Raw genomic sequence first — 23,641 nt, forward strand, 5'->3', positions numbered from 1 at the left:
CATCGCTCGGGCGTGATTGGACGGATGCATGCGCGTCGAATGTTCTCGTGCGAAGCGGCCGGAAAAAGAAGGTCAGATTGGCTCTGAAGCCATATTGCCCGGACGAGGTGCCTGAGGACATCGGTCGAGACATTGTTGTGCTGCAAGAGCTCGCTGGCTTGCTGCGCGAAATCGAGAATACGAAACCTCGCTTCAGGGGCATGGAGCGCCTTTGGCGCGGGCCGCAGAGCGAGGTGTCTCGTTTCCAAGGGCTGATCGACTGGGCCACAAGCGTACGCGATGCGGTCGATGCATATCCTATCGATGGCATGGAGCCGCATCAGCTGCTCCTGCATATCCAAGATATGCTGCTTCGCGACAACCCTCGCTTCCGGCCGAGCGGACAGGTCCGCCATGCATTCGAGGCTATGTACAGGGCATTTCCGAGTATGCACCGGACGGCCAAAGAGCTGGGTGCATGCATCGGCCTCGATGACCCGGAGGACATCGTCAAGCTCGAGTCTGGCTGGATCGAGGCCCTCCTCCAACGAACCGCGAATTGGAGATCAAACGTCATCAAGGCTCCGCAGTGGGCCACTTGGCGTTGGGCTGCTCGTTCGGCACGCGCAGCGGGACTTTCCCCTCTCGTCGATGCCGTCGAAAACGGAATCGTAGATGGGACGGCCCTCTCGAACGTCTTCGATTACTCTTATGCGCGCTGGATTGCCGAAGCTATCGTCAACGAGGACGAGGTTCTAAGTGGCTTTCTTGCGGAAAAGCACGAAGCCACGATTGAGGCGTTCATCGCCGCTGACAAGCGGGTTGAAGAACTCGCCAGAGACATCGTAAAGGCACGCATTGGGGCGGGGGTGCCAACTCAGACCAATTTCGGCAAGGATCCGGAATGGGGCACGCTCGCGCGCGAGATCAGTAAGAAAGCTCGGCACATGCCGCTTCGGCAGCTGTTTGGCCGCCTCCCGACGGTGCTAACCCAGCTCGCCCCATGCGTTATGATGAGCCCGCTTTCTATTGCGCAGTACCTACCCGCAGACGCCAAACCCTTCGATGTCGTCATTTTCGACGAGGCCTCTCAGATCCCGGTATGGGACGCAATCGGAGCGATTGCGCGCGGCACTCAAGTTGTGATCGTGGGCGACCCGGAGCAGCTGCCCCCTACGAACGTCGGACAGCGTGGCGTCGATGACGAAGATGACGACGGTTCGACCGTCCAGAGCCAACAGAGCATACTTGACAAATGCCTTGCCTCGAACATTCCGAGCATGCGGCTGTCTTGGCACTACCGCAGCCGCCACGAGAGTCTAATCGCTTTCTCCAACGTCAAATATTATCGGGGTGAGCTGACGACTTTCCCCTCGCCCGTGACGCGCGATACCGCGGTCCGCTATATTCACGTAGAGGGCGGCGTCTACGAGCGAGGCGGCGCCAAGATAAACCGCAAGGAGGCCGAAGCCGTGGTGGCCGAGGTCGTCCGGCGCATGAAAACGTCGTCCCATTCAATTGGCGTCGTCACATTTAATGGCGAACAGCAACGGCTGATCGAGAACTTGCTCGATCAAGCCCGCCGCTCTGACCCATCGCTGGAGCCGCACTTCGATCGCAACCAGTCCAGGGAACCGATCCTGGTCAAGAACATCGAGAACGTGCAGGGCGACGAACGGGACGTGATCGTATTCTCGGTGGCGGTCGGACCGGACAAGACTGGACGCGTCACAGCTCAGATCTCGTCGCTGAACAGCGAGGGCGGCCACCGCCGCCTCAACGTCGCGGTCACTCGTGCGCGGCGCGAGTTGTTGGTGTTCGCGACATTGCGGCCCGAGCAGATCGATCTCGGGCGGACCGGCGCCAAAGGTGTAGTCGACTTCAAACACTTCCTCGAATTCGCTGAGAACGGCGCACGGGCTATCGCCGAGGCCTTCTCGCCGACCGGGCGCGACGCGGAATCGCCGTTTGAGGACGCTGTGATGCGGGCCCTCCAAGAGAAGGGTTGGGAGGTTCATCCTCAGGTGGGCGTCTCCTTCTTCCGGATCGATCTCGGCGTCGTTCATCCGGATTTCCCTGGGCGATATCTTGCCGGCGTCGAATGCGACGGCGCCGCCTACCACCGATCGGCCACCGCCCGCGACCGCGACCGTCTGCGCGAAATGGTGCTTACAGATCTTGGTTGGCGAATTCGGCGGATCTGGAGCACGGAATGGTGGATGGATTCATCTACTGCGACGGAAAAGATCCACGCGAGGCTGGTCGCCGATCTCGAAGCCGACCGTGCTTCTCGGCGAGCTCCCGCGATAAGTGAAGAACCAACGCCTCCGCCGGAGAGAATCCCGTCCGTTAATGATACCGGCGAGCCGGCTGGCGCCGAAACGTCGGTCGCAGAGGCGGCCCCCGAGTCTGAGCAAACCGAAGTCTCGCCGGAATCGGTAAACGACGACGGAGCGCCTGTCAGGGAAACGAAGGTCTACGCTCGTGGACCGATGACCGAGGTGCGGGAGCCCGATCGAGGGACGGCCGCGTATGTCAAAGCCGATCCCGCAAATGTGGCGCCCCCTGATCGGGAGCGCTTCTACGACGCGAGCTACCGCGGGACACTCCGTAGTATGGTCGATCATGTTGTCCATACCGAAGCCCCGATCTATTTCGACGTGATTGTAGATCGCATAGCGCGTGCACACGGTTTCATGCGCTCGGGTGAGACGGTGCAAAAGATCGTCGCCTCATCCCTCGGACAAAATCGGTTTCCGATGTCCAAGGACGGCGAGCGGCAGATTGTTTGGCCTCAGGATGCCGCGGCGCAGGACAGGGCTCCTTACAGGGGCGCTGGGGGGACGCGATCACAGTGACATTCCGCTTCCCGAATTGGCGGGTCTCGCTGGGATGCTGCGGACCGCTGGCCTCGAGGAAGATGAGGATATCATCCGCGGCATGCAGGAGCACTTCGGCTTAGGGCGGCTGGCAGCTTCGACCCGCGATCGTTTCGAAGCTGCTGTGGCGGCAGCTAGCTAGCCCTACAGATTGGCTCAAGAGACTGTTCGTGCGCGAAAGGATCTTCCAGCAGCTGCTACCTCAAAGCGCGCGCCCGGCCCGCGGCTGGCGGGGCCTTCCAGAACCGCCGCGTCGGGCGGCTCCGCCCGGGTTCCCAGACGGCGGAGAGGACCTGGGTCCGGCCTCGTGCCCGAGCTCATTCGCAGGGAGGCGAATGAAGCGGAGCCAAGGTTCCAGAATAGTGGACCTGGACTAATTTCGCATAAACCATTGATTTTGCTATTGTTACCATTTTGTCGAAATGGACACAAGGGCTTGCTACCATTTCGGCATAATGGATACAAAAAAAGACCTTTGTTACCACTTCGCCAAAATGGTAACAAAGACCCATGAAGCAGTTTTCAAACATCGACCAAGTCATGTTTTCCGACCTGGTTCAAAAGGCGACTGACGCCGACTTCGATGAGAATTTCCCGGAGAACGGGACCTTTCTCAAACAGAAGCGGGCCAATCGCGAATACTACTATTACAAGGCCTATGAGACCTCCGGCGGCCAGGGACCGACGAAGACGGCCCTCAAATACGTCGGGCCGGCCGACGATCCGGAGATCGCCAAGCGCGCCCAAGCGTTTCAGCGCACGAAGATCGGATATCGCGCGCGTCGAGAGCTGGCTGCGAAGTTGAGGCGGGCGGGCTACCCGGCTCCGCCTCATATGGAAGGTCTCGTTGTCAGCGAACTCGCGCGAGCGGGACTTTTTCGACTTCGCGCCACGCTTGTCGGTTCGATGGCTTATCAAACATACAGCGGCATCCTCGGCGTCAGGCTTCCCGACGAACTCGTCACGACCGAGGATATGGATATCGCCAAGTTCTACGGCATCTCGATCTCGATCGATGAGAGCATGCCGGACATTGAAGACATCCTGAAAAAGGTCGATCCGACGTTCGCGCCCTCGTTCTCCCCCGACGAGACGAAGCTGTTCAGCGGTTTCGCCAACGCCACCGGGTTCAAAGTCGAATTCCTCACGCCGAACCGGGGCGACGAGGACTACTCCTCCAGGCTAACGAAGATGCCGTCGTTGGGGCCGTCGGTGGGCGCACAGGTATTACGGTTCTTGGACTACCTGATCCATGAGCCGATCCGCTCCGTCGTTCTGCACGATGCAGGCGTACCGGTCCTTGTACCGGCGCCGGAGCGCTACGCCATCCACAAGCTCATAGTCGCGACCAAGAGGAACGTCTTCTTTGCGGACAAGGCGAAGAAGGACATCAACCAAGCCGGTGCGCTCATTCAGGCGTTCGATACCGTTAAGCGCGGAAGTGACCTAGGCTTCGCATGGATGGAGGCATGGGAACGCGGAGCGAGATGGCGACGCCGCCTTGGCGTTGGCGCCCTACGTCTTTCCGATGACACTTTCGCCATGCTCTCAAAGGGTGTCGCTGAAGCGGCCAAACTCGACGGGAAGTCGGCAGACGAGTACGGCCTTACGGGTGGCAAGGACGGGCTTCTCGCGCGCCTCTCGATAGCGAAGGCGACAGCAGCGCCTGCGCCGTAACGGTACATTGGCTCGTCGACGGGACATGGCAGCCCTGCAAGGCTCCCCTCGCCTATAGGGCGACACCTTCTTCCCGATCGGCATGCCGATGCTGCTGCTGATTGTCGTCATCGCGGCATGACGTATCGCGCGATACCTGGGGAGGCATACAGTCGCGTGCGACAGCGCGCAACCGTAATCGAATCCTTGGAGCAGGCTCAATGGCGGGCCCGTTCCACGCCAAGGATTCGCTTGCCGCTGCCGGAGAAGCTTTGAAGATGCCGTGTGGGATGCTCCTGCCGCCGGTCGCGCGAGGCGTAATAGAGCGCGCCCGGCGGCGCCCCGCCCGCCAGACGGCCGATCGTCGCGAACGTAGGTCCAGATATGCCCCTTGACCGTCTGGCCCTTGGCCAGGATCGGCACCGTGGTGTCATCACCGTGCAGCCGCTCGGCGGCGAGGACATGGCGCTCAATCAGCCCATAGATCGGCTGCAGGGCCGCCGCGCAGGCGCCGACCTGGTCAGCCAGTGTCGACAGGCTCAGATCGATGCCCTCCCGGGCGTAGCGCTCGCTCTGCCGATTCAAGGGCTGATGCTGGCCGAACTTCTCGAACAGGATCATGGCCAACAGGTTCGGCCCGGCAAAGCCGCGCGGCGTCACGTGGAAGGGGGCCGGCGGCTGGGTGATCGTCTCACAGTCCCGGCATGAGAACTTCTCGCGCACCGTCTGGATCACTTTCCACTGCCGGGGAAATGACCTCCAGCGTCTCGGTGATATCTTCGCCCAGCTTTGATAGCTTCGATGAGCCGCAGCAAGGGCAGCTCTGCGGTGCGGCTACTACGACACGCTTGCGCGGCAAAAGGTCGGGGAACGGTTTGCGCGACGGAGGCTTGCGCTGGAAGGATTGCACCGTCTGCGCCCTGGCTGCCGCCCTCTCAGCCGCCAACTCGTCTTCGGTCGCGGTTGCTTCCAGCTCTTCGAGCTCGAGCTCCATCTGCTCCAAGAGCCGTGCCTTGCGCTCCGAGCGGCTGCCGTAAATCTGGCGACGCAGCTTCTCGATCTCGAGCTTGAGGTAACTGATCAGTGCCTCGGCCGCCTTCGCATTGGCAGCTTCCGCTTTAGCGTTCGCCGCAACCGCCTCCGCTTCCAGGCGCGCGGCGCGCTCCGCGAGGATCATCGCATGCGCAGCGGCAAGATCGGTCGGAAGCGATTCAGATGTGGTCACGATGATGATGGAATCACATCCATCACGATCCGCAAGCTCAAAGCCTCATCCGACCGATGTCGGTCGCCACGTCTCTTGTGGGTGCCGCCAGTCGATCCCGGACAAGAGATAACCGAGCTGCGCCGACGAGATCGTCACCACACCCTCGGCCGGGCTCGGCCAGATGACATGGCCTTTTCCTGCCCGTGATCGCATCTTGGGCGTCGCCCGGATTGGACCCGGCAAAGAAGGAGAAAATGCGATGCAATCGGTTTGTGCCTTCGTTGGTCTCGACGTACACAAGGAGACAATTTCTGTCGCGGTAGCGGACGTTGGGCGAGCGGGTGAGGTTCGGCATGTCGGCACGATCAAGAACGATCCGACGGCAATCGGCAAACTCGCTCGGAGTCTGGCGCGTCGACATGGTGTCGTCGAGTTCGTCTACGAGGCTGGATCATGCGGCTACAACGTTCAACGTCAACTCTCGACAATGGGGATGATCTGCAGAGTGTGCGCGCCCTCGTTGACGCCACGCAAGCCGGGCGAGCGGATCAAGAATGACCGGCGCGACGCCATCATTTTGGCTCGTCTGCATCGGGCCGGTGAGCTCACCTATGTCTGGGTGCCGGACGCGCTTCATGAGGCACTACGCGACCTGGTACGGGCGCGGCACGCAGCTGGTCAGGATGTCCGCCGAGATCGCATTCGCATTCAGGCGTTCATGCTCCGTTGCGACTTACGCTTCGAGGGTAAGGCTTGGAGTCGCCGACACCGGATATGGCTCTGCAACAGGACGTTCGCCCATCCGGCGCAACAGATTGCATTCCAGACCTATCTCAACGCACTTGAGCATGACGAGGCTCGCAAGGCTGGAGTAGAGGAGCAAATCCGCGAACTACTCGCGAGCTCCCCGTGGGCCAAACAGATGCAGGCTCTGCAAGCATTGAAGGGCGTCGGTCCGATCGTCGCCGCTACGATACTCGCCGAGGTCGGAGACTTCTCCCGCTTCGCTCATCCGCGGCAGCTCGTTGCCTACTTCGGCCTCGCCCCAGGCGAGCACAGCAGCGGCGGTACGGTAAGGCCGCGCGGCATCACCAAGGCGGGCAGTTCGATCGCGCGGGCCGTGCTGTGTGAAGCTGCCTGGAGCTATCGTACCACGCCGAAGGTCGGGCAATGGATGAAAGAGCGTTGCCCGCCAGTTTCACAAGATATCGCTGCTCTGGCCTGGAAAGCGCAGCTACGTCTGCACAAGACCTATCGGAAGCTTACCGCGCGCGGAAAACGCTCAGTCGTCGCTACCGCTGCAGTTGCGCGGGAACTGCTCGGCTTTATCTGGTCCATCGGCCAGCGCGTCCCGCTAGGCGCGTAATCGAAGACGTATCCTACGATCCGCATCAGCGAGGACGCCGAGCGCGGTAGAGGGAATCCTCGAGTTCATTTTGGACAGCGGAAACGCCGACGTCCGAGGCCGGAGCGAGGCAGCCCTCCGACGCACCGTCATCATGGGGTAGCCAATCCCCGCATAGGAGTCTGAGCGACCGTCGAGAACACTCGGCGTCCTCACCCATGCGGATCGTATGCATCAAATATCCACGTCCCAAAACGGGCGATCGGGAAGCTGTGTTCAAAACAGTTGACAAAGGCCATAGGAGATGAAGCGGCCGCGCTCAACGCGTTTTGTGAACAGGCAGGCGCCCTGACCGTCATGCCAGATCACCTTCAGCAGGTTGCCGCGGCGACCGCGAAGCAAAACAGGTGGCCGCCCAGCGGGTCGCGATGCAAGATCTCCTGAACCTGTAATGCCAGCGACGGAAAGCGCTTCCGCATGTCGGTATGGCCGGTCGCGAGCCATACCCGCACGCCGGCCGGCAACGGGATCATCGCGGCCGTCCATCAGTCAGCGCCGCCACGACTGCGGTCAGCGTCGCCGCGTCAACCGCACCGGTGATCCGCATCCGAGCCCCGGCCGCGAACTCAATCTCGATCGCACCGCAGCTTCCCGAGGGCGCCGTCAACGGTTGCCGGTCTGGCGCAATGGAGACTGCCGCAAAACCGACCTCGTCATCCTGCCGCTGCATCGGCTCGGGCCCGCAAGCGAGGACACCGGTCCGCGCCTGCCGCCGCCAGGCCGTAACCAGGTTGCGGTGAACGTCGTGTCGCCGAGCAACCTCGACAACACTGGCCCCAGGCGCCAGACTCTCCTCCACGATCCGAAGCGGTACTCTTCCACCGCCGTCGCCGCTCAGGACCGGACAGAACCGTAACCGTCGTCACGTTTGCTCATTTTCTTGCGAATTAATGCGCAAACCATCTCACGCTCGAACCCGATCCGGTAAGGCGGCCTCCACCGGAGGCGTACGCTCATCTTTGCCTCCTTTTGCTGATGCTTTAGCTTTGGCCGAGGTGCTTGGCGCATCAGCGCACTTGGAAAGGCTACCGCTGAGGGATGCCGGCAACTAGTATAAAAGTGGACTGGAGAGACTTGTCGTCAGCCGGCTCAGACCTGATTTGTGAGCGCAGGCGTCTCGTTGGCGTATTTGCTGTGTGCAGCTGGTCGGGTTTGGGTCTTGGTTGTGTGCAAACGGATAGGTCGGACGCGGCGTGGTCGCCAATCATTGCAGGCGGCCGGTGCTGACGCATCGGATCGTCCAATGACCGGCCAAAGTGGGTATCGCGACGGGGTATTGCGGTTTTGGGCGCGGTTTCCGGCCTTCAGGCGGCGCGGATGGCTGCAATCAGGCGCGGTTTGCCGACGATGTTCATCACCCGTGTGAGGTTATAGGCGAGAACATGCAGCGCCATCTCAGCGGCGACATTCCGTAGGCGCTTCATCAGGAAGTGGGTCGCACCCATACGGGCCTTGATCGTGCCGAAGGGATGCTCGACTGTCTCACGTCGCGTCCGCATGGCGTCAGGATTGGAATCGAGCCGTCTCTGGACCTCCTCGACCACATGCTCATGCTCCCAGCGCGTGATCCGGCGCTCCTTGGACGGCGTACATTGGCTCTTGATCGCGCAGCCTTGGCATGCCGCCGTCGACCAGTAACGGCGCAGCGTCATTCCATGCTCGATGTTGGTGAAGTGATAGGGCAGCAGCTGGCCCGATGGGCAGCGGTAGACATCCTCATCAGGCAGGTAGGCGAAGTCCTGTTTGCCGAACCGGCCCTCCGCCTTGGCGTTCGACGTCATGGGCTTGGGCAAGGTGACTGCAACGCCAGCCTCTTCGCAGGCCAATATCTCCTCTCCGTCGAAGTAGCCACGATCGGCGACCGCATCGAGTTTATCCACTGCGAGCACTTCTTTGGCCTGCTTCGACATCCGAGCAAGCTGCCCACGGTCGTTGCCGACGTTTATGACCTCGTGCGTCACAATCAGATGGTGTTCGGTGTCCACCGCGACCTGGACGTTGTAGCCGACGACACCCGATCCGCGTCCGCTGGTGGCCATCGAACGGGCATCCGGATCGGTCAGCGATATCTGTTGATCCGGCGTGTTGCGCATCTGCGCATCAAGCACTTCCAGGCGGCTCATCTCCTGCTTCAGCCGAGCGATCTTTTCCTTGATCCTCGTCGTCTTGATGCTGATCGCTTCCGATGGCTCCTGCCGATCGGCGCTATCGAGTTGACGCAGATATCGACCGACGCTTTCCTCGATCTGCGCCATCCGCCTCGCCATCTTGGCATGCGTGAAGTTGCGGTCGCGGTTGTTCACCGCCTTGAACTTGCTGCCGTCGATTGCGACGCTTGCGGTCTGCAACAGGCCCATTTGCCGGCATAGTGCAACGAACTTCGCGCAAACCTTCCGGATCGCCGCGCCGTTATCCTTCCGGAAATCGGCGATCGTCTTGTGATCGGGAGCCAGGCGCCCAATCAGCCACATTACCTCGACATTGCGGCACGCCTCACGTTCCAGGCGGCGACTGGATTGCAGCCGATTGAGATAACCGTAGATGTAAAGCTTCAGAAGGACTGCCGGACGATAGGAGGGCCGGCCCGTCTCCTTGGCGATCACACGCTCAAACCCCATTCCATGCAGGTCGAGCGCCTCGACGAACACATCGATCACGTGGACCGCGTTGTCCTCGCCTACCCAATCCTCCAGACATTCCGGCAAGAGCGTCAGCTGGGATCTGTCCGCGCCTTCAACGAAGCGTCCCATCCGTATCCCCCATCAGGAAACGGAAGAATCCTAGCCGACTCGTGACTTTTCACACAGCCAGGGTCAAAGCCTGCCCTCGGCGTCTCCACGATGGCTTTCCGCTCAGTCCTCGGAAGCGGACTGTGCGAGGCCAAGCAGGGCAGTCCGCTACGGGGCCAGAAGCGGTCATTTGATCACCTCGTTGGCGCGAGAAGTGCGCCGAGCGATCCACGCAGATACTGTAAAGTTGGGATCGAGCTCAAGCACACGTGTCGCCGCCTCACGCGCCTCGTCCGAGATGGCGAAATGTCCTAATTAAGACGCTGTCACCTTTTGGCATATCCGCATTTTCGCACTTGAAACCCCATCCAGCAGCCGGTTTGGACGCACGACTGGTATCGTTGCTGACAGGCATCGCTAGTACCGCCGGTTTTTAGGCATGCCTGCTTGCCCTGCGAGCAGGCGATTATGCCTTCAACACTTTGGGCCGAAGCGGGCCCAACTTCACGAACCTTGATGCATTCATTTCCATTGAGCCGATAGCCACTCGGGCATGTTGTCCTTAGACAGCTCTCGCCCTCGGCTTTGTAACCGGGATCGCAGACCAGCGGACAAGTCCGTCCAGACTTTCCCTTAACGGCATCGAGCGCTTCGATGGTAGCCGCTTTCGCTTCCAGCCTCAGACCCGAATGCGTGTTAAAGAGATTAAGCGCCTTTTGCGATCTTTCGCCCCAGTTGCCATCAACAGCACCAGGGTTGCAGCCAACTCGGCGCAGTTCAGCCTGCAATGCACGGGGAAGATCGACCGGCGGTTTCTCGAGTTGGTCGACAGGTGCCACGGCCGCGAGCTGCTGACCCTTCTCCTCCCCCGCCTTTTCGGCGGCCAGCTCAGCCTGCTTTGCGGTTGCGGCCTTTTGCGGCTCAATCTGCTTAGTTTTCTCCGCGGCCAACCGGGCTTTCTCTTGCTCGGCCAGGCGTGCCTTCTCGGCGGCTGCCGCCTTCTGCTGCGCGACCTGGTTCGCCTTCTCGGCTGCGATGCGCGCTTCCTCTGCTGCCTTCGCAGCGGCTACAGCCTTGGCCTGCTCCACCTGCCGAGCACCTTCCGCCGCAAGGCGAGCTTTCTCCTGCTCGGCGAGGCGGGCCTTCTCGGCGGCAGCTAACCGCGCATCCTCGGCGGCGATGCGAGCTAACTGTCCTTTTGCCAGGCTCGCATAAAAGCCATCGGGATACTGCGCGAGAAATGCAGTCCACACGTCTCTGGTGCCGATCTGAAGAGCCAGCTCGTAGTCGCGCCGGACGGCGGTCTGCGGGTCGGCCTGTGGCCCGGTCGCGGCAGGCTTAGCGGGCACGAGCGGTAGATCATCACCGCCCAGTGAACCGTACAGGTACGGCTCCTGCTTATTCCCGGTGGACTTCAAGACGTCGTCTCGGACGTAGCCGAAGGCTTTGCGCACATCGAGGCCCGGCTTGGCGACGTGGTTGACAAGCGCCCTTGTGAACGGGCTGTACTTGCCGTCGCCATCCGAGGCGGTCGAACCCGCTTTCGATGCGAACGCAATGAGCGTGTTCGGGCTGGTCGGCTCGACCTTCGCCAGGCCGCGCCCGACAGCGCGGGAAGCCAGAGTGCGCTTCATCGACCTTGTGAACGGATTGTCTCGGCACGCATCCAGGATCACGAGTCGCAGCTTCTTCGCTGGCTCGACGGCTACGAGGACGCGTTCCAACGACAAGGCCTCGTCGTAGACGTCTCTATCGCGATCCAGGACCGCATCGACGGGGATCAGGTAGTTGATGCCATCTATCTCGATACCATGACCGGCGTAGTACACCACCGCGACGTCAGCATCTCCAGCTTTGTCGACGAAGTCGCGAAGCGCCCGGCGCATGTCCTCGATTCTCAGATCGCGCCGAAGATCGATGCTGTCGAACCCGGCCGACTTGAAGGTCTCGGCCACCAGGGCGGCATCGTTGGCGGGGTTGGGAAGCCGGGCAACCTTGTCATAACCGGAGTTGCCGATGATCAGAGCGACGCGCTTGTCGGCGAACGCGGGACCTCCAGCGAAGCACCAGCCCGCCAGCATCATCCCATAGACGATCTTCCGAAGCGTACCCATGCCAGCCACATTGTTCGCATCAAAAGCTACGCTTATTCAAGCCAGTATAGAGGGTAGGCTCTGTGAGGTCCGTCACTTGTTAGCAGTCCGCGACTCAGTAGTTGGCGTCCGCTAATTGGTCAAACTGAGAAACGCTCTGGCAGAGCAGATGCTGTCCGCTGGCCGCCATGAGCCGACCTCAGTCCGCCCGCGGCTTCACTTCGCTTTCGGGCTAGGCTCGAACATAGGTGGCTAAGACAAGTATCGGACATTCAGCTCACACACAGTTCATTTTACGTCTTTAGGCTAACACTTGGGAGAAGGCCGTTGGGGGGAACTAGGTTCGCATGAAGCTTTCGCACTCACCTTCCGCCCAGGCGAGCGCAGATTGCAAAAGCATCGAGGTGAGTGATTGTGAAGGGATGCATTCGAAGCCAATAGGAGCGCTGGTCGACTCGCGCGAGCTTGTCGCAGATTGCAATGACATCAAGGTAGTCTCGTATATCCTTGTTCTTCGTGCGACCGATGATGAAGCCAACCTCGCCCTGATTGGTGGCTCGATCGGCGCAAAGTTATTCAATCTGCTTATTTTTCTTGCTTATCCCGTTTTGCTGCTTGGGGTCCTCGTAACGGCCATCCCCGTCATCGGCTGGTTTACGTTTTTCGTGGCATCGATATTCATACTTCAACGTTGAATATTTTACTGACCCTTGTCCTCCTCCCTTTGTTTCACCTGCTGGGGTGGAAACGAGCCCTAGCAGGCCTCGCTTTGCTCGCACTTGTTTTTGCTCTCCCAATGCTAGCTGACGATCCTGCGTGGTCTTTCATAGGCACCTGCTTCCTATATGCGGCGATAGCAATGCGCTGGGCCGTCGTCCTCGTAACGGCCCTCATATGTTCAATTGCGTTAGCTCGGTCGATCAACGGGAGAGAGTTGGTGTTCGGCGGTGTCAGCTATGAGGTGAATGTTCAAACCGCGCCGGATTCCGAGAACGTCAAGCTCGTGAGCCTAGGGAGCACACAAGAAAGGCGGTCGGCGCTGCGGCACTCAATCTATGAAAATCCCGAATGTGTACCGGCTATTGGAAAATGGATCCCCACCGCCTTCAGCGACATTCAGATTTTGCACAGCAACGGCCGACTAGACGGCGATGGTTAGTACCAACCGGTCTTGCTTGGGCGCCGACTCAAAACGCGCGGCCAGCCATAGCCCATAGATGCCAACCAGGGAGCCGTCCCCACACATGCCCTGGCGGTCATCTTCGATGGCCGTGATGTCTGCTTTCAGAAGCAAAACAGAGTCGTGCTGGAAGTATCAGTACAGGCCGGCCCTGAAGACAGCCGATCGACACCGTGGGACTAACCCGCCAATTGGCGGTGATCCGTCAGGCGGCTAGGCCCCCCTCTCTGGAGCCGGCACGTATCCCCAACCCGGGCCAGCCAAGCGCCACTGAGAGGCGCTCGAACAAAAGCGTGCAGATTGCCGCTCGGAGCTGTACGGCCTGCCGGTTGGGCTGCACTTGGCGCATAAGGCCTAGCAGGTCGACTTCGTCGAAAGCTTCAATCCATCGGAGCCCGAGTTCGGCCCAGGCCGGCTGCGCGGCGATCAGATCCGAGACGGCCCAGATGATTGGCGCCTTGAGGGCGCGCTCGTTGCCCGACGACTCGGTGATAGTACGGAGGACCAGGGTCAGGTGCCCCGCGCCGTACTCGTCAAAGATCGCCGCAAATGGTTGCGCCGGCACACGTCTGACGCTCGCCGGAACGGACGGTCGTCGGCACGATCTCAATGCCCATGTCCTGGCAGATGCTGTCCGCTGAAACTGGCATGGGCCATCAGTAGCCCCGATGGCAGAAAAACTCCAGAAGGGCCGGCAACTCTGAAACCGTCGCGCGCTGGCCGAGACAGAAAACAATGTGGGGATACAAACCACCCAAGCCCGGCGGAACTCGACGGGTTGCGATTGCCAAATTACGCTGAGCGAATGAGAACACCCTACATCCCCCATACGTTCGGCGACGAGGTGCATCGCAAGCTCCGAAGCCGTAGCGGATGGCTGACAGCTGGTGTCGCGTCCTCCATCTCGTGGCCATCACTCGACGTGTGTGTGCAATACGCGGGGGATGAATATTTTCTGCTGGGTACGGAGCGCGAAGGCAAGGAGTCCGCACCAGGCATCATTATAGCGTGCAACGAGTCCTCCGGCGGGGCCGATGAGGCGATAGCAAAGGTCTACAGGTTCACCTCGATCCTCAGCTGGTTCCAAGGCGGCTACGTTGACGTGTCGGGCTACATGTGGGGCAGCCACCCAGCGATCTACGGCGGTCGGACGGTCTACTCTTCTGTCGGAAGTGCCGGCGCCAAATCCTTCAACTGCAATCACATGCCCATTATTGAGGACGACAACGTTCGCAAAGCACTTGCGTTTTGGCGCGAAGGAAAACGCCTTGATGAGGTCCACGACGGTTACGCCTTCTTGAGCTTTTACAAAGTCATCGAACCGCAATTCAAAGATGGGCGGATCCGAGGCAAATGGATTGCTGCCAACATCGACAAGCTAACTGATAGGGCCGCAAAGCGCGTCGCAGAATTGCGTGCTGACGGCGTCGACGTGGCCAACCACCTGTACGGAAGCGGCCGTTGTGCCGTGGCTCACGCCTCGCTCGAAGGCGAGATCGTTGATCCTGACATTCCTGCGGACCGAACGCGCTTGTCAAAAGACCTCGTCATCATCGAAGAACTCGCTCGCATTTATATTCGCGACGAGCTCGGCGTCCCTGACGCTCGCTCTCTGCATCGAACGCGCGATCGGCTGACGCCATGGGATCCGCTCTTGCCGGCGGCAAGCCTTGATTTTCTTAGAAGCGGACAGAGTGCCGACGTTTCTCGGCTCGATAGTCAATCAGTTTCGGTCGGGCTGTGGCCCGATGGGCCGATACCTGGTTTAGAGCGAATGACGATGCACGTTGATGCCGTCGATGGAGGCGTTGTGAGAACCGTCCTCATCAATGAGCGTAAGACGATCCTGCTGGTATTTTTCTTGGACTTTAAAAGTGGGCGCATCCACACCAACCTTGAAGATGGCGGCCTCTTTTCTGGGGAGCAGGAGCCCGACGAAACCGATGTACGAGCCTACGCCACTTTCTTCTACAAGGTGTTCGGAAATGGCGTCGCCGAACTGAGATGCGGCGACCTCGAGCCCGTCGACTGTGAAATAGTGATCCCGGTGAACATGATGATGACGAAATCTCCGGATGAAGCCATTGCAGACTCATTGGAAGCTTTCCGACTCCGACGTGGCTGCCCAATACAAGGCCAAGGCAGCCGCGATCGGTGATCGCCATAATTGCGTTTGAGCGTCAGGCAACGACCTCAAGATGGCCTCGACGATCGCGGTACCTATGGCGACGTCTCGATCGATACCGGCCACGTCCGCGGGGCCTCGCTTCGGCTGTGTCTGCTAAAGTCGGCCTGGAAGCACGTCTACAGCGGTCTCAATATCGATCGCATTGCCAGCGCCGAGGACAAGAGCGTTGGCGTATGACCAGTACCGTTCACGCTCGACAACATTCGACGCTACATCTAGGACCCCCGGGGCAACATCCTGCGTGGCCTTGCTGAGGTGTTCTCCGATTTCGACCAGGCCTACAAGAGCCACGATAGGTCAAGATCGGCGTGAAGGGACTGCCGAAGCGAGGAGCGTCGGCTATTCGGATTCCTATGGCAGGCAGAAGCTGCGCGACATTCTAAATGCGCTGGCCCCGTACCGCGGCGAGCCGTTGACTGAATACAAGGACCTTCGGAGCGGCCAGCCCCATCGAGCTTAGTATTGGGTCAAGAGGGACGGGCGTTCGAGCAACATGGTCACGCATCGCCGAGGAGCGGCGCGAACGTAGGGGACGCAATTCCCTGACTCTCTAGCGCAAGTACCTGGCTTAAGTGTGCACGATTAGGCTCAGCGCGATAGACCTCACGCCCCGATGCCCATCGCGAGCGTCGGTTGCTGCGTCATCGGCCCCGACGCAAGGCCGCTCATCCTTGCCAGCCCCAGCAGCGCGGGGTGCCGATGGGTGATGAGGAAGGTGGGGATCTCCCGCAAGTATGGCTCGAACCTCCCTTTTAGGAGGTGGTGCGTATAGTTGCTGCGCCCGAATTGCAATGATCTTCCGAAAGCGACCTCATGTCGTGTCATGTCGCGTCCAGATCGCTCCCAGAGTTTCCCAAGCCTCCCGAACATCGCTTTTGTCCTGGGTTCGGCCTATTTGGATGTTCGGAAAGCGGGTCCCTAATAGCGAGACTCAGCCCGTTCTTGAGTATCTCAAGTGCGGGCCGTATCAGCCTCCCCAGAGCTATCAGGCCAATACGGAGGCATGTCATGGCTGGCGCCGGCTTGGTGTCGCTGCCGCTGCTGCTGCTGCTGATCATCGGCGCGCCGATGATCGCGGTCCGGCAATTCCGGCGCCGGTGCCACCGACGCCATCATGGGCGCGATGATCGCGCTGTCGACATCGATGCCGAGGCCGACGATCAACATGCCGCGGCTGGTGCTGCCCGTGCGGATCGATCTGCTAGCCCCCAAAATTAGGTTCCCTTCAGAACGCGTTCGCAGTCCTGAGCTCGTTTGGTCAAAGCCGCTGCCAATCGCTCGATGACGGCGTTCTCCAATCCGTCCTTTTGCGCGCGCGCGCGGGTGTCGTTAACGAGGTCGGGAATCTGCCCAGCCATGGAGATAAGAGTAGCAGTGACCACATCCGCATCAGCCCGCGTTTCGCGCGAGAACTTCTGCCATTGACGCAAGCCAATTTGGTCGAGCTTGTACTCGCCCCCGACTTTCATGGCGAGCTTAACCTTCCGCGGGTCGACGTGATCGTAAGGAAGAATGCTAGCTATGTCGTAGAGCGGCGCAAGCCGTACGTGCGGGCCGCTAGCCAAAAGCAAGGAATAGTTCTTGGCGTGAGCGTCGGAACCACCAATGAGCCAGTTGAAGCCCAAAGCGCTGACGAACGTCTCAAGGTCAGCGTCGCGGTCCGTCGAGTATGTCCGTAAGAGCTCGATCACGTCGGCAGACGTTGGTCCTCCCTCGTTCTGGTATTTCTTGGTCGGCAGGATGCCCATGGCCTGGCAAATATCTTCCTGGTGAACTCGAATGATGTCGTTCCCACTAACTTGCCGGTCGTAGCGTTCAACGACAATTGCGATTTCCTTTTCGAAGCGCATCACCTTGGTTTCAGCGGCCGGCAGCCCGAGTTCTCGCGCGAGCCGCAGGCAGATATGCTCGTTCTCGGCGTGACCATCGAAGTGGCCTGTCGGCGGTTTCAAAATGTGGGTGGTCGGTATGCGGCCGGACGGAATGCCCCATTTGCCGTCTTTGAGGACAAGAGCAGTTTTAGGCTGGGCGCCCGCAAGGCTGAATTGACCCGTATCGCCGGGCAGACGCCAGGCAGCATGATCCTCGCGTAAGGCTTGAAGCCGGTTTGCTGTTTCCGGCTCGTCAAGCCATTCGATCTTGTCATCTCGGCCCGTTTTCAGGGCCTCCAGTCGATCGGGCGTGACAAACTGAACGGCGCCTGCGCAATCCTGACCGACGTTCGAGATGAGAGCAAACACGTTGCGCGCTGATACCTGAAATTTCTTGGCCCAACGCTCGAGCACCTGCTCATTGTCGGGAAGCAGCCCCCACAGGAAGGCCTGAATGGCGGCTGGACCATGCTCCTCAGCGGCAAGCGGCATCGAAAGCGAGAGAGGATAGGCTCCCTCAGCGTTGCGCCATGCATTGTCATAAACAAAGGTCAGCCGGCCGCGTGCATCACTTCGGACACGGCCGACTTCGTTGCCGTCCAAGAGTGCAATGAGCTCGGCCATTAAGGCTTGCCTTTTTTGGCTTTCGCCACGATGGCGTCCAGATCGACGGCGGCTTTCGGGACGCCGCGGCCCGCGGAGGGATTGCTGTCTGCATCGAGCTTAATGCCGAGAGCATCGAGGACGCGGAGGATTAGCCCGAGTTCTGCGCGCGGATGTCCATGCTCGACTTCAATGAGCCATTGGCGACTGACACCAACCTTTTTGGCCAGCGTCGACTGATCGAGCTTGAGGCGTTTGCGCCGGTCGCGGATGACGGCGCCAAGATCGGCTGCGGTACGTGTAAGCATGGGGAAACCCGAATGTCAGCGTTCGCTTACATTATCATATGTCGCCATTCGCTGACAATCAAAAATGTCACCTTTCGCCGACATCGTCGGACGTCGCCGATCGACGACATCTATCGGCTCAGACGTCCAACATTCGCCGCGGTCCTGTTCACGGTCATCGGGGTCCTCGGAAAGAGAGGGTATACCTGGGGATGTCTGCGTGGGCTGGATGAGAACTATCCGCCGCCAAATTGGCTCTGAACGGTCGGCGTTCCGTTTTCAAATCTCACGTCCACAGAAAGATGCCGTTGACCAGCGCTCAGTCGCAGCCCTCGCGTCTCGTCCACAGCATGCCATCGCACCACACGTGGTCAACACGGCTCCACTGGCAGGCAGATGCCGCATTCGGGAAAAAACCGCGTCCATTGTGATTGGCGCTGGTGTTACATAGTAGCGGAATGCCTGTGAGGCCTTCGTATTCGACGAGAAGTTCGGCGATCTTGTGCCGAGAGGTCCTGCAAATGGTCTGCAATCGCGCAGATCCGTCCAGATGCACAACAGCGGGGATCTTATCCCGCCATTCTGCTCGTGTTAGGTGCTCGAAAAGCATGTAAGGGTCTGGCGTTCCGGGACTAAAAATATCCGGCGCCCGATCCTCCAGGCATATTGGCGCTACAGGCCGGAAGTGCTCGCGAAGTTTGATGTCGTTGAGACGGTCCTTCATTTGCGGCGATGTCGCCGCAGCCAGTATGCTTCTGCTACCGAGAGCCCGAGGTCCAAGCTCCGCGCGGCCGGCAAGAAAAATCACGGGTTTGTTGCTGGCGAGGATGGTTGCAAGTTCACGCATGCTGCATGGTGAGCCGCCCCATCCGGGCGGCATGTCGCCTCGTTCCACGGCTGGACCACTATAGACGGACCATTCCAATGGTACAAAACCTTGGTCCGCCGCCAATGCGGAGCAAGCAGCACCTATTGCCGAGCCACTGTCATTCGGAAAGGGTGGCACCCAGATAGCATCGAACAAGCCGGCAGCTCGTAGTGCACTATTCCATTTTATGTTGAGACCGCAGCCACCGACTATGCACAGATTGCGCGCGGGAAACCTCGAATGTCTCTGTACAGCACTCGCCAGTTTGCTAACGAGCAGACGCTCTTGGAAGCAATGAAAGGATGCAAGCACATCTGCGGGGGCTTTGGCCTTTAACCGTAACACGCAGGCATCGAAGAACGCATGGACAGGCTCAAGCGCGGCGTCCTCGCTGCAACGACCGACTGGCTCCGTGAACATGCTAAAGTGCTTTTCATAGAGCTCCTGAAACACCTCGACGATGCTTTCATCGACCGAACCGAGCGCAATGTAGGCCATCAACTTGCCCGCAACACCGAGGTCCCACTTGATCCGGTTAGCCTGCTTGTATGGTCCGAAGTGATAGCCTGCGGCAGCATAAGCATGCCCGATCAGCGGAAAGAGGCACTCGACGAACCTGACTGCGTGGCGTTCTACATTGTAGAGCCGTGGAAAGGAGGCGCCGTCCCAAACCAGACAGAACGCGGGTTGCCCGGCCTTGGCGAAAGGACTGGTACAATAAGCGGAAGCCACATGACCTGTGACATGCGGATAGCTTTTATAAGGGAAGGCGCTTCCCTTGAGGATCAGCCCAGCGCCGTCGTGCGCTATGAGGAGGCCGTCGGCATCGCCCTCAACATACGGCGCCCCTTTAAGGGTAATGGATGCAGTCCCGCTGAGAACCTGAAATTGTGACTCACTCTCGCCCCACCATCCATCGATGACGAACCGGTCAACGTCCCGCGGATCCAAACCGTGTTCTGCCAAGGCGACAACAACCGCATCGAGATTGTGGAGTTTTTGATATCGCGGATTATTGTCCCGCTTTTCCTGCTCCACACAAAAGACCAGCCTTCCGTCCTCGACAAGGGCGACTGCTCCGTCATGAGTCAGTTTGATACCGCAGATTCGCATACAGTCTCCGAACCTAATGTCAGATACACTCGATTTGAACGCTCCCCCCAACTGCCGTCATGTTGCGAGACTCAGATGGGCTCCCATCTTTCACGATGCACGCTCTGGGCCAGTTCCAATCAGAGGAATCGCCGGCAATTGTCTGATTAAAGTCGAGATTGGAGGCTGCTTGACCGGTTCGTGACACCGAACGCGTTCGGTTTCGGACCAGGCACTCGGGCCTACAGCAACGATTTCCATGCGCACGACCGGCGGCCCCTTATGCCTTCTGCGAGGTCGAGCGAACAAGTTCAGCGAAATTCTCTGCCGGTAGACGAGATCATGGCCGCGCTGCCAGAAATGGCTCACCGTGCAACGAACGCGCTTCGTAATTCAGTTAGCGCCTAGGCATTCGCGCTAGCACGACATTATGAATCGTGGCGACTGCGCGTATCATAGGTGCCATGCGCCGTGTCGGCAACACCGATGCGCTAGTCTGCACCGCTTTGGGATTGACGGCACTTTGAGAAAACAAACAGATGCTCCTTCCTTAAGTGGTGTCTCGTTCAAGGTCGCGAACAGCCCCTGATCGTTGCACCGTCCTCTGTGTTGGGTGAAGACACAGGGACGAGGATGCCCTCGATGGCTAAGACTCGGCAGTACAGGATCCGGGATCATGGCGGCTTGGTATATCCGCCTACCCACCTGTTATTTCAGCCCCGCCGATCTAGCCGCGCTTTGCCGCCAAGCACGTGGATACCTGAGTCACCTCGGGCTTCGAAGGATTTTCGGACACAAGTAATTTGGCCGCGCGCGCCGCGACAGAGCCGCCGAAGGTGACATATTGCAGCTTCTGACCAAACTGAAGGTGCATCGTCATGCGTTGGTCCGCGTAAGCGACACGATTCGTTCTGGCCAAGATTCATGGTCCTGATCAATCACCACTGTTAGTAGTTGATCAGGCCAGCGTCGAACGCCACTCTCTGGCCTCTCTGAGCTCCTTTTCTTAGGCTGGTTGTCTTTAAAGACCCCGTTTGGTGGCTGGACGCAAAAATGAAAGACATGAGTGGAAGATCAGAAGCCTTTCGTCGACCTTAAGCCCCCCTTCCTGCTCGCTCCGGTGTGGAGCGTTTCGCACATGGTTGTAGCATCCTGAACATCGCGTGGGTGCTTAAACGACGCACAATACCACTCGATGGCTAGAATGGCCTGTCTTCCAACCCTACTCGCTCCGGAAATGCCAGCTAGCATATGCAAAGCGCTGGTACGACGCTTGCTTAAGGATGAAGCGACGTGCCATCGAGGCGCCCCCGCCAGAGCGACTCCTTAACAAGTGGGTAACTATATGTCCGGTGTCGCCGGTGCATTTTTCTGCGCTTCAAGCGAACCATCGCCCCGTGTCGTTGATCAGCTGAACAAAATGATTCCGACACTTGCACTCCGTGGACAAGCGGGCGTCATCGTCTCTGCTTTTATGCAAGAGCGTGGACTCCGGTATGGAAGGGCCTTTCAATCGAACGATGGTTCGGTGCGCATTGACTGCATCGAACAGGACCCGTGCTTTCGGCCTCATGTTGCAATCGCGCAGATCCGTAGCGGATCCTGTGGAGCTAGGGATGGCGACGACGTGCAGTCAATTCCTAGCCGCCATTTTGCCATTGCTCTGGACGGCGCCTTGGTGAACGCTCATGAACTCAGGAGCGAAGTACTCGCTCGAGGCCAACTTACAGATACGAATACAGACGCCGAGCTCTTGCTGAGGTGGATTGAACACTCTTGCGAACGAGAATATTGGCGTCACGGCCGGCCCGCAAACTACGAAGCTATCTTTCGCGAGCTTGATAATCGTATCGATGGTGCCCTTAGTGCGCTTTTGCTAGATAAGGACGGAGATCTTGTTGCATACCGCAGTCGAAGCGGTTTGCGACCATTGGAGACTATGCGAGCAAGTAATGGCTTGTTGCTCTTTGCTTCTGAAAATTGTGCCTTCGCAGGCTTGGAAGGTGAGATCAGCCAGCTCTTGCCTGGGAGCATACAGCGCGTGGATGCTAAGACCGGCGCCAACGTTGACCATGCCCTGAACTGCCGAGGACATAAGGCCAAGCTCTGCGCGTACGAAGCTCTCTATTTGGGAAGTCCAAACACCTCGGTCGAGGGCCATTCGCATCGCCAAACCCGTTACGACATCGGGCTCTCTTTGGGAAAAATCGTTGCGGAGCGACTTCAAGCAGAGCCACTCTTGATGCCGCCAATCGTGTCCTCAATGCCAAATACTGGGGGCCCGTACGCCGATGGTCTATTTGACTCTCTCGCCGAACAGGGCGTGCTTGCCGAGCGTAGTGACGTAGTGGCAACGCAATTTCATGAGCGAACGCTCCTCGGCAGAACCAGCGCCCGGAAATCTCGCGTTGCCCGGAAGTATCGAGTGTCGGAACCCGCCGTAGCTGAACGGACTGTAATAGTTGTCGACGAAGCCCTCATTCGAGGCGATACCAGCCAAGCCGTTACAACGATCCTCCTTGCCGCTGGAGCCAAAGACGTACATTGGGCGATAGGTTCTCCCCCTATAGTTGCGCCAAACTACTACGGCATGGGTATTGATACGCTAGATGAGCTCGCATTCTGGCAGGCATTGAAGCGGCTGCCGTCCGAACTGCGCGCCCAATGCCTTCGCTTCCACAGGATGGAGCCGCCAGCGCTCAGAATCGTTGAGAGCAACATTGCGACGGCGATCCAAGCGGCATCGATAACTTATCTGCCTTTCCGCGCCCTTGTATCCGTTTTGGCCAACAGGCTAGAGGGCATCGATCTGTCACCGTTCACGTTCGAGATGCCGACCCCCGCTGGACGGCAGCGCGCGCGTAGGCACTTGGAAGCGTTGCTGGCCGCTCTTCCTGTCAATACCCGCCTGAGGTCAGGATCATGAAACCCGCTCTCGTATTTGACTGGAACGGAACACTGCTCGATGACACCTATGCGCTGCTCGAAACGACCAATGTCATTTTGGACCGCTTTGGTCGTCCGAGCATCGATATAAAGACCTTTCGGGATCGTTGTGATGTTCCCCTCTCTCGTCTCTACCTTAGCCTTGGAATGTCGCGCGAAGAGATTGAGGCAGTGGAGCGTGACGATGGCGCACTGTTTCACGACTTATACGAGCCTCTTGCGGACAAGGCCGATCTACGTGACGGGGCGCGCAGAGTGCTCGAGATGGCGCGACGACAATCCGCTCTACTCATCATCCTCAGCAACCACATAGTCGCGCCTTTACAGTCCCAGCTGAGGAGGCTTGGAGTAGATCACTACGTCACCGATGTGCTCGCTTTTGAAAGCCGCGCCACGCAATACAAATCGATGAGCAAAGGAGAGCGGCTTCGGCTTTATATGCGACGGCACGACCTGAAGCCCGCATCAACCTTCATCATCGGCGATATGCCCGTAGAGACTGATATTGCACGTAATCTCGGCCTGACAAGCATATCCATTACCGGAGGATTTGTTTCGACCTCGCGCCTGCAAGCCGCGTGTCCAGATTACACGATCAACAACCATCACGAGCTGCTGCCCATCCTGCAAAGCCGTGGCTACTTTTCGGAATGCTAAG

Annotated in this window: 19 protein-coding genes and 2 pseudogenes; 10 read left to right on the forward strand and 11 right to left on the reverse strand. The window is 59.1% G+C overall.

The window, feature by feature from the left end; all coding sequences use genetic code 11:
- Window positions 1-992 precede the first annotated feature (992 nt).
- Window positions 993-2,837 (forward strand): DUF3320 domain-containing protein, encoded by a 1,845-nt coding sequence (locus XH96_RS39515; RefSeq protein WP_246790217.1) that lies wholly within the window; start codon window positions 993-995, stop codon window positions 2,835-2,837.
- Between the two features lie 531 nt (window positions 2,838-3,368).
- Window positions 3,369-4,535: a GSU2403 family nucleotidyltransferase fold protein gene (locus XH96_RS33115; RefSeq protein WP_194389632.1), complete on the forward strand. Its 1,167-nt coding sequence runs from the start codon at window positions 3,369-3,371 to the stop codon at window positions 4,533-4,535.
- 239 nt (window positions 4,536-4,774) lie between these two features.
- Here XH96_RS33115 and XH96_RS33120 read toward each other — a convergent pair.
- Window positions 4,775-5,691: pseudogene (locus XH96_RS33120) on the reverse strand (IS66 family transposase); the annotation flags it as partial.
- Between the two features lie 289 nt (window positions 5,692-5,980).
- Between XH96_RS33120 and XH96_RS33125 the strand changes: the two are divergent.
- On the forward strand, window positions 5,981-7,087 hold the full coding sequence (locus XH96_RS33125; RefSeq protein WP_194389633.1) for an IS110 family transposase: 1,107 nt from the start codon (window positions 5,981-5,983) through the stop codon (window positions 7,085-7,087).
- Window positions 7,088-7,342: 255 nt separating this feature from the next.
- On the opposite strand, the pseudogene tnpB reads toward XH96_RS33125, so the two are convergent.
- The 4 genes and pseudogenes from tnpB to XH96_RS33145 form a co-directional block, all read right to left on the reverse strand.
- A pseudogene (gene tnpB / locus XH96_RS39970) lies at window positions 7,343-7,599 on the reverse strand (IS66 family insertion sequence element accessory protein TnpB).
- Window positions 7,596-7,925 (reverse strand): transposase, encoded by a 330-nt coding sequence (locus XH96_RS39975; RefSeq protein ID WP_371739905.1) that lies wholly within the window; start codon window positions 7,923-7,925, stop codon window positions 7,596-7,598. Before XH96_RS39975 ends, tnpB begins: the two are co-directional and overlap by 4 nt.
- Before the next feature lie 505 nt (window positions 7,926-8,430).
- Window positions 8,431-9,876 (reverse strand): IS1182 family transposase, encoded by a 1,446-nt coding sequence (locus tag XH96_RS33140; protein ID WP_194389634.1) that lies wholly within the window; start codon window positions 9,874-9,876, stop codon window positions 8,431-8,433.
- A gap of 305 nt (window positions 9,877-10,181) precedes the next feature.
- A complete protein-coding gene (locus XH96_RS33145) occupies window positions 10,182-11,969 on the reverse strand; it encodes a caspase family protein (protein WP_194389635.1) in 1,788 nt (595 codons plus the stop codon).
- 326 nt (window positions 11,970-12,295) lie between these two features.
- Between XH96_RS33145 and XH96_RS33150 the strand changes: the two genes are divergently transcribed.
- On the forward strand, window positions 12,296-12,643 hold the full coding sequence (locus XH96_RS33150; RefSeq protein WP_194389636.1) for a hypothetical protein: 348 nt from the start codon (window positions 12,296-12,298) through the stop codon (window positions 12,641-12,643).
- 242 nt (window positions 12,644-12,885) lie between these two features.
- Complete coding sequence (locus XH96_RS33155) at window positions 12,886-13,107, forward strand: hypothetical protein (RefSeq protein ID WP_194389637.1); 222 nt, start codon at window positions 12,886-12,888, stop codon at window positions 13,105-13,107.
- A 226-nt stretch (window positions 13,108-13,333) separates the two neighbouring features.
- Here XH96_RS33155 and XH96_RS33160 read toward each other — a convergent pair whose 3' ends face one another.
- A complete protein-coding gene (locus XH96_RS33160) occupies window positions 13,334-13,693 on the reverse strand; it encodes a hypothetical protein (RefSeq protein WP_194389638.1) in 360 nt (119 codons plus the stop codon).
- Window positions 13,694-13,933: 240 nt separating this feature from the next.
- Here XH96_RS33160 and mauJ point away from each other — a divergent pair, with 240 nt between their 5' ends.
- Both mauJ and XH96_RS33170 read left to right on the forward strand, forming a co-directional pair.
- The gene (gene mauJ / locus XH96_RS33165) at window positions 13,934-15,286 is read left to right on the forward strand and encodes a methylamine utilization protein MauJ (protein ID WP_194389639.1); all 1,353 of its coding nucleotides are present in this window, start codon (window positions 13,934-13,936) and stop codon (window positions 15,284-15,286) included.
- A gap of 9 nt (window positions 15,287-15,295) precedes the next feature.
- The gene (locus XH96_RS33170; protein WP_194389640.1) at window positions 15,296-15,493 is read left to right on the forward strand and encodes a hypothetical protein; all 198 of its coding nucleotides are present in this window, start codon (window positions 15,296-15,298) and stop codon (window positions 15,491-15,493) included.
- A gap of 426 nt (window positions 15,494-15,919) precedes the next feature.
- Here the strand turns inward: XH96_RS33170 and XH96_RS39525 are convergent, their stop codons facing one another.
- Entirely contained in the window at window positions 15,920-16,048 is a 129-nt protein-coding gene (locus XH96_RS39525; RefSeq protein WP_246789856.1) for a hypothetical protein, read from the reverse strand.
- A 276-nt stretch (window positions 16,049-16,324) separates the two neighbouring features.
- Here XH96_RS39525 and XH96_RS33175 point away from each other — a divergent pair, with 276 nt between their 5' ends.
- Window positions 16,325-16,534: a hypothetical protein gene (locus tag XH96_RS33175; RefSeq protein ID WP_194389641.1), complete on the forward strand. Its 210-nt coding sequence runs from the start codon at window positions 16,325-16,327 to the stop codon at window positions 16,532-16,534.
- Here the strand turns inward: XH96_RS33175 and XH96_RS33180 are convergent.
- The 4 genes from XH96_RS33180 to XH96_RS33195 all read right to left on the reverse strand — a co-directional run bounded on the left by XH96_RS33180 (window position 16,531) and on the right by XH96_RS33195 (window position 20,917).
- Entirely contained in the window at window positions 16,531-17,811 is a 1,281-nt protein-coding gene (locus XH96_RS33180) for a type II toxin-antitoxin system HipA family toxin (RefSeq protein WP_194389642.1), read from the reverse strand. The genes XH96_RS33175 and XH96_RS33180 overlap by 4 nt on opposite strands.
- Window positions 17,811-18,098: a type II toxin-antitoxin system Y4mF family antitoxin gene (locus XH96_RS33185; RefSeq protein WP_194389643.1), complete on the reverse strand. Its 288-nt coding sequence runs from the start codon at window positions 18,096-18,098 to the stop codon at window positions 17,811-17,813. Before XH96_RS33185 ends, XH96_RS33180 begins: the two co-directional genes overlap by 1 nt.
- 298 nt (window positions 18,099-18,396) lie before the next feature.
- On the reverse strand, window positions 18,397-20,058 hold the full coding sequence (gene nodU, locus XH96_RS33190) for a nodulation protein NodU (protein ID WP_194389644.1): 1,662 nt from the start codon (window positions 20,056-20,058) through the stop codon (window positions 18,397-18,399).
- Window positions 20,059-20,764: 706 nt separating this feature from the next.
- Window positions 20,765-20,917 (reverse strand): hypothetical protein, encoded by a 153-nt coding sequence (locus tag XH96_RS33195; RefSeq protein WP_194389645.1) that lies wholly within the window; start codon window positions 20,915-20,917, stop codon window positions 20,765-20,767.
- A 465-nt stretch (window positions 20,918-21,382) separates the two neighbouring features.
- On the opposite strand from XH96_RS33195, the gene XH96_RS33200 reads away from it, so the two are divergent.
- Together XH96_RS33200 and XH96_RS33205 are read left to right on the forward strand one after the other, a co-directional pair.
- A complete protein-coding gene (locus tag XH96_RS33200) occupies window positions 21,383-22,963 on the forward strand; it encodes a hypothetical protein (RefSeq protein WP_246789857.1) in 1,581 nt (526 codons plus the stop codon).
- Entirely contained in the window at window positions 22,960-23,640 is a 681-nt protein-coding gene (locus tag XH96_RS33205) for an HAD family hydrolase (RefSeq protein ID WP_194389646.1), read from the forward strand. Before XH96_RS33200 ends, XH96_RS33205 begins: the two co-directional genes overlap by 4 nt.
- Window position 23,641 lies beyond the last annotated feature (1 nt).

Source organism: Bradyrhizobium sp. CCBAU 51765, from assembly GCF_015291725.1.
Classification (GTDB): domain Bacteria; phylum Pseudomonadota; class Alphaproteobacteria; order Rhizobiales; family Xanthobacteraceae; genus Bradyrhizobium; species Bradyrhizobium liaoningense.

Excerpts from the sequence above, each read along its gene's own strand:
- XH96_RS39515 (WP_246790217.1), top strand. The coding sequence starts at position 993 with ATGAGCCCGCTTTCTATTGCGCAGTACCTACCCGCAGACGCCAAACCC.
- XH96_RS33115 (WP_194389632.1), top strand. The coding sequence starts at position 3,369 with ATGAAGCAGTTTTCAAACATCGACCAAGTCATGTTTTCCGACCTGGTT.
- XH96_RS33125 (WP_194389633.1), top strand. The coding sequence starts at position 5,981 with ATGCAATCGGTTTGTGCCTTCGTTGGTCTCGACGTACACAAGGAGACA.
- XH96_RS33140 (WP_194389634.1), bottom strand. The coding sequence starts at position 9,876 with ATGGGACGCTTCGTTGAAGGCGCGGACAGATCCCAGCTGACGCTCTTG.
- XH96_RS33145 (WP_194389635.1), bottom strand. The coding sequence starts at position 11,969 with ATGGGTACGCTTCGGAAGATCGTCTATGGGATGATGCTGGCGGGCTGG.
- XH96_RS33150 (WP_194389636.1), top strand. The coding sequence starts at position 12,296 with ATGAAGCTTTCGCACTCACCTTCCGCCCAGGCGAGCGCAGATTGCAAA.
- mauJ (WP_194389639.1), top strand. The coding sequence starts at position 13,934 with ATGAGAACACCCTACATCCCCCATACGTTCGGCGACGAGGTGCATCGC.
- XH96_RS33175 (WP_194389641.1), top strand. The coding sequence starts at position 16,325 with ATGGCTGGCGCCGGCTTGGTGTCGCTGCCGCTGCTGCTGCTGCTGATC.
- XH96_RS33180 (WP_194389642.1), bottom strand. The coding sequence starts at position 17,811 with ATGGCCGAGCTCATTGCACTCTTGGACGGCAACGAAGTCGGCCGTGTC.
- XH96_RS33185 (WP_194389643.1), bottom strand. The coding sequence starts at position 18,098 with ATGCTTACACGTACCGCAGCCGATCTTGGCGCCGTCATCCGCGACCGG.
- nodU (WP_194389644.1), bottom strand. The coding sequence starts at position 20,058 with ATGCGAATCTGCGGTATCAAACTGACTCATGACGGAGCAGTCGCCCTT.
- XH96_RS33195 (WP_194389645.1), bottom strand. The coding sequence starts at position 20,917 with ATGACGATGCACCTTCAGTTTGGTCAGAAGCTGCAATATGTCACCTTC.
- XH96_RS33200 (WP_246789857.1), top strand. The coding sequence starts at position 21,383 with ATGTCCGGTGTCGCCGGTGCATTTTTCTGCGCTTCAAGCGAACCATCG.
- XH96_RS33205 (WP_194389646.1), top strand. The coding sequence starts at position 22,960 with ATGAAACCCGCTCTCGTATTTGACTGGAACGGAACACTGCTCGATGAC.